The organism is uncultured Phenylobacterium sp. (assembly GCF_902826855.1).
GTDB lineage: Bacteria > Pseudomonadota > Alphaproteobacteria > Caulobacterales > Caulobacteraceae > Phenylobacterium.
Genome location: NZ_CADEGK010000109.1, coordinates 6,216 through 15,884 on the forward strand (window position 1 = coordinate 6,216; position 9,669 = coordinate 15,884).

Sequence of the window (9,669 nt, forward strand, 5' to 3'; positions counted from 1 at the left end):
CTCGTAGGTCGAGCCTTCGAACATGGCCAGCGCCACGCCGCCCGTGGAGAGCCGGATGGTGGAGCGGCTGCACTTCGCCGAGGCCGAGCGGCTGATCGCGGTGGCCGAGGCGATCGCCGCGCGCGAGGCCGCATGAGGCTCGCCCAGGCGACGTTGCTGCTGGCGCTCCTGGCTGCCCCGGCCACCGCGCAGCCACCGCCAGCGGACCCTATCGACGCGCTGCTGAGGCCCAGCGCGCCGCCCGACGCGGCCGAGCCGGCGCCCCGACGGCCCGCCCTCACCGCCCCGGTCCGCATCGAGCAAACGGGCAAAAGCCCCGACGGCCCGCCCAGCCCGGCGGACGCGGCCTACGACAGCCGGCTGAAATCCTCGCAGGCCTCGGCCCGGGGATTCGAGGGCCCGCTGGACGGCGGCTGGACGCTGCACGCGGGCGGGCGGGCGCTGTACATCCTGCAGCTCACCGACCGGAACGGCTCGGTCGAGGGCGCCTGGCGTGACCCGCGCCGCCCAGGCGCCCTGGATGCTTCGGGCTTCATCGACCAGGTCGAGCGCGTCGGCGACGCGCTGACCGTCCGCTTTGCCGGCGGCGCCGTGGCGGTGTTGCGCGCCGCGGAGGGGCGTTGGTCGGGGGAACTGTCGGAGCGAGGGCGGATGGAGGCGGTGAGCCTGAGCCGTAATCCGTAGTCCGCACTCCAGTCAGAGGCCGAGGGCCGTCTTCGCCGCCGCGAGCGCCGCCGCCAGCGCATCCGCGTCGTACGCCTCCGCCGTCCCGACACCCCACACCGGCCCCGGCCAGGCGGCGTCATCCTTGCGGCGACCGACGACGTGGATGTGGAGTTGCGGCGTCAGGTTGCCGAGTTGGCCGACGTTGAGTTTCTCCACCGGGCGGCCCAGAGCACGGCCGATCGCGCGGACCGCACCGCCGGCCAGCACGACTTCCTCCAGCAGGGTTGCGCGGTCCGCAGCATCGAGGTCCTCGATCTCCACTGCGCCTGCGACGCGCGGGATCAGCACCAGCCAGGAATAGCGCGCGTCGAGCTGCAGCCGGACCTGGCAGAGGGGCAGGCTGCCTAGTTCGTGCGAGGTGGGCGGGAAGGCGGGGTGGAGCGCGAACATGCCGCCCTTCTACAGTCAAACCGCGGCGCGTGCGGCATTGCAGGGCACGCGCCAACGGGCTACCGACTGCCCACGGACATTAAGGGAGCGGTGTCATGGCCAAAAAACCCATTCGCGTAGCGGTCACGGGCGCCGCCGGTAACATCGGCTATGCGCTGCTGTTCCGGATCGCGTCGGGACAGATGTTCGGCGCCGACCAGCCGGTGATCCTGCAGCTCCTCGAGATTCCGGTCGAAGGCCCGCAGAAGGCGCTGAAGGGCGTGGCCATGGAGATCGACGACTGCGCCTTCCCGCTGGTCCAGGGCATGACGCTGCACGGCGACGCCAACGAGGCGTTCGGCGACGCCAACTGGTGCCTCCTCGTCGGCTCCAAGCCGCGCGGGCCGGGCATGGAACGCGCCGACCTCCTGAAGGACAACGGCAAGATCTTCGTGGCCCAGGGCCAGGCCATCGACAGGCACGCGGCCGCCGACGCCCGCGTGGCGGTGGTGGGCAACCCCTGCAACACCAACTGCATGATCGCCGCCAGCCAGGCCAAGCGCCTGAGTCCCGATCGTTTCACCGCGATGGTCCGCCTGGACGAGAACCGCGGCCGCGCGCAACTGGCGCAGAAGGCCGGCGTGCTGGTCACCGAGGTCAGCGACCTGTTCATCTACGGCAATCACAGCCCGACGATGTTCGCCGACTACACCCACGCCAAGATCGGCGGCAAGGATGCCGCCACGGTGATCGGCGACAAGGCGTGGCTGGAGAATGAATACCTCCCCGCGGTCGGCAAGCGCGGCGCGGCGATCATCGAGGCGCGGGGCGCGAGTTCGGCGGCCTCTGCCGCCGGCGCCCTGGTCGACCACGTGCGCGACCTGGTGACCCCCGGCGCCATCCACTCCGTGGCGATCCCGTCCGGCGGCCGTTACGGCTTCGCCGACGGCGTCTGGGCCGGCATGCCGGTGAAGAGCACCGCGAACGGCTACGAGGTGATCACGTCCTACGAGATGGACGACTTCGCCAAGTCGAAGATCAAGATCACCAACGACGAGCTGCTGAGCGAGCGCGACACCGTCAAGGAAATGCTGGGCTAGAGCCTGAGCTCATCCCTTCCCGTCCAGGGGAGGGTGAGCGCGCAGAGCCCCCTACTCCTCCCGCGCGTCGCGGGTGAGGTCCCTCAGCTCCGAGATTCGGGCGACGTAGACGTCTTCCACCGCCCAGGGCGCCTCGCGGGCGGCGGCGGCTCGGGCGGCCAACCAGCGGTTCTGCTGGCTGCGAAGCGCAGAGGCGGGAACGCCGGCGGCCTCGGCGCTGCGGTAAGCCTGCTGCAGCTGTCGGTCGCGGGCGCTCAGGCGGCGATCGGCGCAGACGACGGCTTCGCCGGGATCGGACGAGGCGCAGGTGTCGGCGCGGGCGACCCGCATCGGCCCTTCGCCGCGGGGGACCGGCTTGGCCTTCTTCGCAGGCTTAGGCGCGGGTCTCGCCGCCGGCGCGGGTTTCACGGCGGCGACCTTGGTGGCTTTGGGCCGCACCGCCCGCCGCGGCTCGACCTTCACCGCCTTCGTCAGCTTCGCAGGCCGCTTGGCCTTGGCCTCGACCTTCGCCTTCTCGATCCGCGCCAGCTTCTGAGCCTTGGCGGTTTTCTCCGCCTTGGCGAGCTTCGCGGCCTTGGCGGCCTTCTCGGCCTGGGCCGTCTTAACGGACTTGGCGCGCGCGGCCTCGGCCTTGGCGAGCTTCACCGCCTTGGCCTTCTCGGCCTTGCGGGCCTCGGCCAGCTTTGCCGCCTTCTCCAGTTTCGCGACCTCGCGGGCCTTGGCGGCCTTGGCCGCCGCCAGCTTGGCCTTGGCCTTCGCCGGGTCGGGCTCGGGTTTGGAGGCCTTTGCGACGACCGGCTTTGGCGGCTTCGGTGGCGCGACTTTGGGTTTCACCTGCGGCTTCGGCGTCTCGTGCACGGCGGGGGCGGCGATGGGCGCCGCGGCGACCACGGCGTCGACCTTCATCAGCCCGGACGCGGGACGGGGCAGAGCGATCAGTGGCGCGACAGGCGCGGGCGGAGGCGCGATCCGCGCCGGCTCGTTCCCGAGGAGCTCGGCGGAGAGCACTTCTAGCGGAGCGCCGATGGGGGCGGGCGTGTCGTCCACCACGATCTGCAGCGCTGGCCGCGGCGTGGTTTTGGCCGCCGCAGGGCGGGCGTCAGCCTCGCCGGGGGCGGTCGGTCGGGCCCAGATGCCCAGGGCGACGCCCAGAACGCAGGCGCCCACGACGCCGGTCACCACCAGACGGCCCGGCCCCGGCGGTCTGGAACCTGGCGGATTGCGGCAGGAAGATTCCAACAGGTCACGCGTCATGGACGACCCTTCAACTCACGGGTCCCTCGGCGCATCGGGCAGGGTCGGCGTCGCGCGCACACGCGGCTAAGCTTGGCCCCAACCCCATACTCTCTCCCAACCTCAGATTGAGGCCAAATCCGGGCGGCCGGCAAGCCCCGCCGTCTGGGACACAACGCCTCATTATGGTTAGGGAAAATCAGATCCAGCCCTGCTCGCGCAGCCAACCGGCGTAGGTGCGGCTGACCGGGACCTGCGCGCCGTCCTTCAGGGTGAGGGTCGCACGCCCATCGGCGCGCCGGGCGCCTACGATCGCGTCGCGGGCAACCCACCACGAACGGTGCACCTGCGCGCCCTCGATCCCGGCCAGTTCGCCCACCGCGTCGGCCAGGCGCATGAGGATCAGGTCCTGGCCCTTGGAGGTGTGCAGGCGCAGGTAGTGGTCTTCCGCCTCAACCGCCCAGACCTCGGCCCCGCGCAGCTTCAGCGGCAGGCGCTCCAAAAACATCGGTGGCTGAGGGTCGGCGTGGGTGATAGCCGCGCGCCGGGTCTCGATCAGCATGTTGATTGCGGTGATCGCCAGCGACACCAGCAGCACGTACCCGAACAGGACCGGGAGGTATGCGAATGGAAGCGGGGTATCCAGGAGGGCGCGTGTCGCGACCCAGACCACCAGGGTGAAGGGTGCCGACATCACGACCGAAGCCAAGGCCGCGTCCAGCCAAAGACTACCGGTGCGTCCCCGGCCGCGCCCGATGAAGTACCGGCCGACGAGCGCGCCCCAGAGGTAGCCGGCCAGCATCATCACCATCCAGTAGCCAAGTCGCAGGCCCAGCGGGACGTCACCGGTGCCGAAGGCGCCCGAGAAGGTGAGGAACAGCCCAACCGCCGCGGCCACGGCCAGGCCGCGAAGCCAGCCCCTCGCCTCGTCGTAGGGCGTGAACCGCGCGATGAGGCCCTTCATGCGCTCGCCGTTGGCGAAGCGCGAACGGCGCGCGGCGGCGGTTCGCGAAGCCCGGCCGTCATCCGGCGCATCCCCGCTCGATCAGCGATCCCAAGGCCGCCATGTCCCGGTCCATCAGGCCGCGGAGCGCCGCCAGCCTTCACTTTCGGAGATAGAGGATGTCGTCCCTTTCGCAAACGCCCACCCGCAAGCCCGCGCTGCTGAACCGGGGCGGCTTCGGCATCCGCTTCGCCCTGTCGATGGCCGTCGCCACCGCCCTGGTCGCGCTGGCGATGAGCAACGTCCTACAACCGATCCTGCGGGTGGCGTCGCAGGCGCGGGTGCACGCGCCCGACCTGAACCTGCTCCTGGCGCTCTCGCCGGTGATCAAGGTGCATTTGGCGGGCGCGCTGCTCGCCATCATCCTGGGCGGCGTCCTGATGACAGTCCGCAAAGGCCGCCGCTTCCACCGCGTCGCCGGCTGGGTGTGGGTGTCGACCGTGTCCGTGAGCGTGGGGGCGACCCTATTCATCAGGGAGCTGAACCACGGTTCGTGGTCCCTCCTGCACCTGTTCACCGGCTGGACCCTGATCGTGCTGCCGCTGGGCGTCGCCTGGGCCAAGCGACATGACGTGCGGCGTCACAGCCGGACGATGATGGGCCTGTTCTATGGCGGCTTCGCCATCAACCTGGCCTTCGCCTTCATCCCGGGCCGCACACTGTGGATGGTGTTCTTCGGATGACGCTCTTTCCCTAGGTGAAGGGCGGGCGTTTTCCGCGCCTCACGCGGTTGTCATCACCGGGAGCGGCGCCTATAAGCCGGGCTCACTCGCCGGGGTCTCCATGCTGGAGAGCCTTGGGGCGAGCCCGTCGCCAGCCGACCCAAGGCCTCATGAACATCCACGAACACCAAGCCAAAGCCGTCCTCGCGGAGTTTGGCGTAGCGGTCCCGCGCGGCTACCCCGCCTTCACCGTCGACGAAGCCGTCGAGGCCGCCAAGAAGCTGGGCGGGCCCGTCTTCGTCGTGAAATCGCAGATCCACGCCGGCGGGCGCGGCAAGGGCCGTTTCGAGGGCCTGGGCGCCGACGCCAAGGGCGGCGTGCGTGTGGTCAAGTCCGTCGAGGACGTGAAGGCCAACGCCGCCGAGATGCTGGGTCGCACCCTGGTGACCATCCAGACCGGGCCCAAGGGCAAGCAGGTCAACCGCCTCTACATCGAAGAGGGCGCGGCCATCGCCAAGGAGTTCTACCTCTCGCTCCTGGTGGACCGCGAAACGTCCCGCGTCTCGGTGGTCGCCTCCACCGAAGGCGGCATGAGCATCGAGGACGTGGCGCACGACACGCCAGAGAAGATCACCACCTTCTCGATCGATCCCGCGACCGGCGTCTGGGCCCATCACGCCCGGGCGTTGTCCAAGGCCCTGGGCCTGACCGGCGGCCTCGCCAAGGAAGCCGCGACGCTGCTGAACCAGCTCTACAAGGCGTTCGTCGACAAGGACATGTCGATGCTGGAGATCAACCCGCTGATCGTCACGGAAGACGAGCATCTGCGGGTCCTGGACGCCAAGATCAGCTTCGATTCGAACGCGCTGTTCCGCCACAAGGACGTCGTCGCGCTCCGCGACGAGACCGAGGAGGACGCCAAGGAGATCGAGGCGTCCAAGTACGACCTCTCCTACATCGCCCTCGATGGTGAGATCGGCTGCATGGTCAACGGCGCCGGCCTGGCCATGGCCACCATGGACATCATCAAGCTCTATGGCGCCGAGCCCGCCAACTTCCTGGACGTGGGCGGCGGCGCCGACGAGGCCAAGGTGACGGCGGCCTTCAAGATCATCATCGCCGACCCCAACGTTAAGGGCATCCTGGTCAACATCTTCGGCGGCATCGCCCGCTGCGACGTGCTGGCCCAGGGCGTCGTCGCCGCGGTGAAACAGGTGGGACTGAAGGTGCCGCTAGTCGTGCGCCTGGAAGGCACCAACGCCGAGGCGGGCAAGAAGATCATCAATGAGAGCGGCCTCAACGTGATTGCCGCCAACGACCTCTCCGACGGGGCCGAAAAGATCGTCAAGGCCGTGCGGGGCGCTGCGTAAGACATGTCTATCCTGATCAACAAGAACACTCGCGTCATCTGCCAGGGCATCACCGGCGCCCAAGGGACGTTCCACTCCGAACAGGCCGTGGCCTACGGGACCAAGATGGTCGGCGGGGTGACGCCCGGCAAAGGCGGTACGACCCACATCGGCCTGCCGGTGTTCGACACCGTTCGCGAGGCGGTGAAGCAGACCGGCGCCGACGCCTCGGTGATCTATGTGCCGCCGGCCTTCGCGGCGGACTCGATCCTGGAGGCCATCGACGCGGAGGTGCCGCTGATCGTCTGCATCACCGAGGGAATCCCGGTGGCCGACATGGTCAGGGTGAAGCGCTCGCTCAGCGGCTCGAAATCCAGGCTCATCGGGCCCAACTGCCCCGGCGTGCTGACCCCGAATGAGTGCAAAATAGGCATCATGCCGGGAAACATCTTCCGGAAGGGCTCTGTGGGGGTGGTGTCGCGCTCCGGCACCCTTACCTATGAAGCCGTGTTCCAGACTACCCAAGTGGGCCTCGGCCAGACGACGGCCGTGGGCATCGGCGGCGACCCGGTCAAGGGCACCGAGTTCATCGACATGCTCGACATGTTCCTGAAGGATCCGGAGACGGAGTCGATCATCATGATCGGCGAAATCGGCGGCTCAGCCGAGGAAGATGCAGCGGAGTTCATCAGGAATTCACCAAACAAGAAGCCAATGGTGGGATTCATCGCGGGACGCACCGCGCCGCCCGGGCGGCGCATGGGTCACGCAGGCGCGATCATCTCCGGCGGCAAGGGCGGAGCCGATGACAAGATCGCCGCGATGGAAGCCGCGGGCATCCGCGTCTCTCCGTCGCCGGCGGCCCTCGGCACCACCCTGCTTGAGGTTTTGAAGGGCGCCTGAGGCGCAGGTAACTGATTTTAGGGCGGTCCGCCCTCGGCTCCTTCTCCAGAAGTCCGCGGGCCCCGCCCTCGGAAGGCGAAGGGCCGAAAGGCAAACGAGATGGCGGACGACGCGGGCCTGATCAACGAAGTTCTGGCCGAGACCTCTTTCCTCTACGGCGGCAACGCCGCGTTCGTGGAGCAACTCTACGCCAAGTGGAGCAGCGATCCCGGATCGGTGGAGCCCTCTTGGCAGGCGTTCTTCGCCTCCCTGCACGACCAGGCCTCGGAGGTGCAGCGCGCCGCCCAGCGGCCGGCCTGGACGCCAAAGCCCACGCCCACCGCGCGGCCTGACTGGCTCTCGGCGATCGACGGCTTATGGCCGGCGGTCGAAGCGAAGGTCGGCAAGACCCTCGAGGCGCGCAGACCCGCCGCCTCGGTTGACGAGATCCGCTCAGCCACCCTGGATTCCCTGCGCGCCATCATGATGATCCGCGCATACCGGATGCGCGGCCACCTGAAGGCCAACCTGGACCCGCTGGGCCTGGCGACCACGCCGGGCGACGCCTCGGAGCTGGATCCCGCCACCTACGGCTTCGCCGAGCCGGATTTCGACCGGCCGATCTTCCTGGACTTCGTTCTGGGGCTGGAGACCGCCTCGATCCGCGAGATCCTGGCGATCCTGCGCCGCACCTACTGCGGCAACGTCGGCATCCAGTACATGCACATCTCCGACCCCAAGGAGAAGTCCTGGCTGCAGGAACGCATCGAGGGGCGCGACAAGGAGATCGTCTTCTCCAAGGAGGGCAAGGTCGCCATCCTGAAGAAGCTGATCGAGACGCAAGGCTTCGAGCAGTTCCTCCACCGCCGCTTCCCTGGCACCAAGCGCTTCGGCCTGGACGGCGGGGAGTCGATGGTCCCTGCGCTGGAGCAGATCATCAAGCGCGGCGGCGCTCTGGGCGTGAAGGACATCGTCATCGGCATGCCGCACCGCGGCCGCCTGAACGTGCTCGCTGCGGTGATGGGCAAGCCCTACCACGTGATCTTCCACGAGTTCCAAGGCGGCTCGTCCCTGCCCAGCGACGTGCAGGGCTCGGGCGACGTGAAGTACCACCTGGGCGCCAGCTCGGACCGCGAGTTCGACGGCAACTCGGTGCACCTGTCGCTGACCGCCAACCCGTCGCACCTGGAGATCGTGAACCCGGTGGTGATCGGCAAGGTGCGCGCCAAGCAGGCCTTCACCCTGCGCGAGAACCCGACCGCTGGCCGCGGCCACGCCATGCCCCTGCTGCTGCACGGCGACGCCGCCTTCGCGGGCCAGGGCGTGGTGCCGGAGTGCTTCGCGCTGTCGGGCCTGCGTGGCTACGGCGTCGGCGGGACCATGCACTTCGTGGTCAACAACCAGATCGGCTTCACCACCAGCCCGAAAAACAGCCGCTCCTCGCCCTATCCGACGGACGTGGCGCTGATGGTCGAGACCCCGATCTTCCACGTGAACGGCGACGACCCAGAAGCCGTCACCTTCGCGGCCAAGGTTGGCACCGAGTACCGCCAGCTGTTCGGCAAGGACGTGGTCATCGACATGTTCTGCTACCGGCGCTTCGGTCACAACGAGGGGGACGACCCCACGATGACCCAGCCGCTGATGTACGCGAAGATCAAGAACCACCCCTCGGTTCGCGACCTTTACGCACAACGGCTGATCGGCGAGGGCGTCTGCAGCCAGGGCGACTTCGAAGGCTGGATCGCGGAGTTCGACAAGTTCCTCGACGAGGAGTTCGACGGCGGCAAAGTCTATCTGGCCAACAAGGCCGATTGGTTGGACGGCAAGTGGTCGGGCCTGAAGCTGCCGACCGGCGATGAGCGGCACGCCACCGGCGTCGCGAAGCAGAAGCTGCTCGATCTCGGCCGCAAGATGACCACCGTCCCCGAGCGCATCACCATCCACAAGACCGTGGAGCGGGTGATCGCCGGGCGCCGCGAGGCCATCGAGAAGGGCGAGGGGATCGACTGGGCCACCGCCGAGCACCTGGCCTTCGCCAGCCTCTTGGATCAGGGCTTCCCGGTGCGCCTCTCCGGCCAGGACAGCGTGCGCGGCACCTTCGTGCAGCGCCACTCCGGCTTCGTCGACCAGAAGACCGAGGACGTCTACTTCCCGCTGCGCAACCTCGGCCCCAACCAGGCGCACTTCGAGGTTCTGGACTCGGCGCTGTCGGAAGAAGCGGTCCTGGGCTTCGAGTACGGCTTCTCGCTCACCGACCCCGACACGCTCACCCTGTGGGAAGCCCAGTTCGGCGACTTCGCCAACGGCGCCCAGGTGGTGATCGACCAGTTCATCTCCTCGGG

9 protein-coding genes are annotated in these 9,669 nt (G+C 68.6%); 6 read left to right on the plus strand and 3 right to left on the minus strand.

The genetic code is table 11. From position 1 onward, the window contains the following. Positions 1-132 precede the first annotated feature (132 nt). Complete coding sequence (locus QZV94_RS15120) at positions 133-684, plus strand: hypothetical protein (RefSeq protein WP_293678736.1); 552 nt, start codon at positions 133-135, stop codon at positions 682-684. Between the two features lie 12 nt (positions 685-696). On the opposite strand, the gene QZV94_RS15125 is transcribed toward QZV94_RS15120, so the two are convergent. Beyond that, positions 697-1,116, minus strand: a complete 420-nt coding sequence (locus tag QZV94_RS15125; RefSeq protein ID WP_293678737.1) for an HIT domain-containing protein — start codon at positions 1,114-1,116, stop codon at positions 697-699. Positions 1,117-1,211: 95 nt separating this feature from the next. Between QZV94_RS15125 and QZV94_RS15130 the strand changes: the two genes are divergently transcribed. Continuing rightward, a complete protein-coding gene (locus tag QZV94_RS15130; protein ID WP_293678738.1) occupies positions 1,212-2,195 on the plus strand; it encodes a malate dehydrogenase in 984 nt (327 codons plus the stop codon). Between the two features lie 51 nt (positions 2,196-2,246). On the opposite strand, the gene QZV94_RS15135 is transcribed toward QZV94_RS15130, so the two are convergent. Both QZV94_RS15135 and QZV94_RS15140 read right to left on the minus strand, forming a co-directional pair. Next, entirely contained in the window at positions 2,247-3,449 is a 1,203-nt protein-coding gene (locus QZV94_RS15135; protein ID WP_293678739.1) for a hypothetical protein, read from the minus strand. Positions 3,450-3,627: 178 nt separating this feature from the next. Then, positions 3,628-4,392 (minus strand): LytTR family DNA-binding domain-containing protein, encoded by a 765-nt coding sequence (locus QZV94_RS15140; RefSeq protein WP_293678740.1) that lies wholly within the window; start codon positions 4,390-4,392, stop codon positions 3,628-3,630. A gap of 158 nt (positions 4,393-4,550) precedes the next feature. Between QZV94_RS15140 and QZV94_RS15145 the strand changes: the two genes are divergently transcribed. The 4 genes from QZV94_RS15145 to QZV94_RS15160 all read left to right on the plus strand — a co-directional run. Beyond that, positions 4,551-5,114: a hypothetical protein gene (locus QZV94_RS15145; protein WP_293678741.1), complete on the plus strand. Its 564-nt coding sequence runs from the start codon at positions 4,551-4,553 to the stop codon at positions 5,112-5,114. 149 nt (positions 5,115-5,263) lie between these two features. Further along, the gene (gene sucC, locus QZV94_RS15150) at positions 5,264-6,463 is read left to right on the plus strand and encodes an ADP-forming succinate--CoA ligase subunit beta (RefSeq protein WP_293678742.1); all 1,200 of its coding nucleotides are present in this window, start codon (positions 5,264-5,266) and stop codon (positions 6,461-6,463) included. Positions 6,464-6,466: 3 nt separating this feature from the next. After that, entirely contained in the window at positions 6,467-7,345 is an 879-nt protein-coding gene (gene sucD, locus QZV94_RS15155) for a succinate--CoA ligase subunit alpha (RefSeq protein WP_293678743.1), read from the plus strand. A gap of 99 nt (positions 7,346-7,444) precedes the next feature. Next, positions 7,445-9,669: 2-oxoglutarate dehydrogenase E1 component (locus tag QZV94_RS15160; RefSeq protein ID WP_293678744.1), on the plus strand; the 2,225-nt coding region annotated here is incomplete at its 3' end.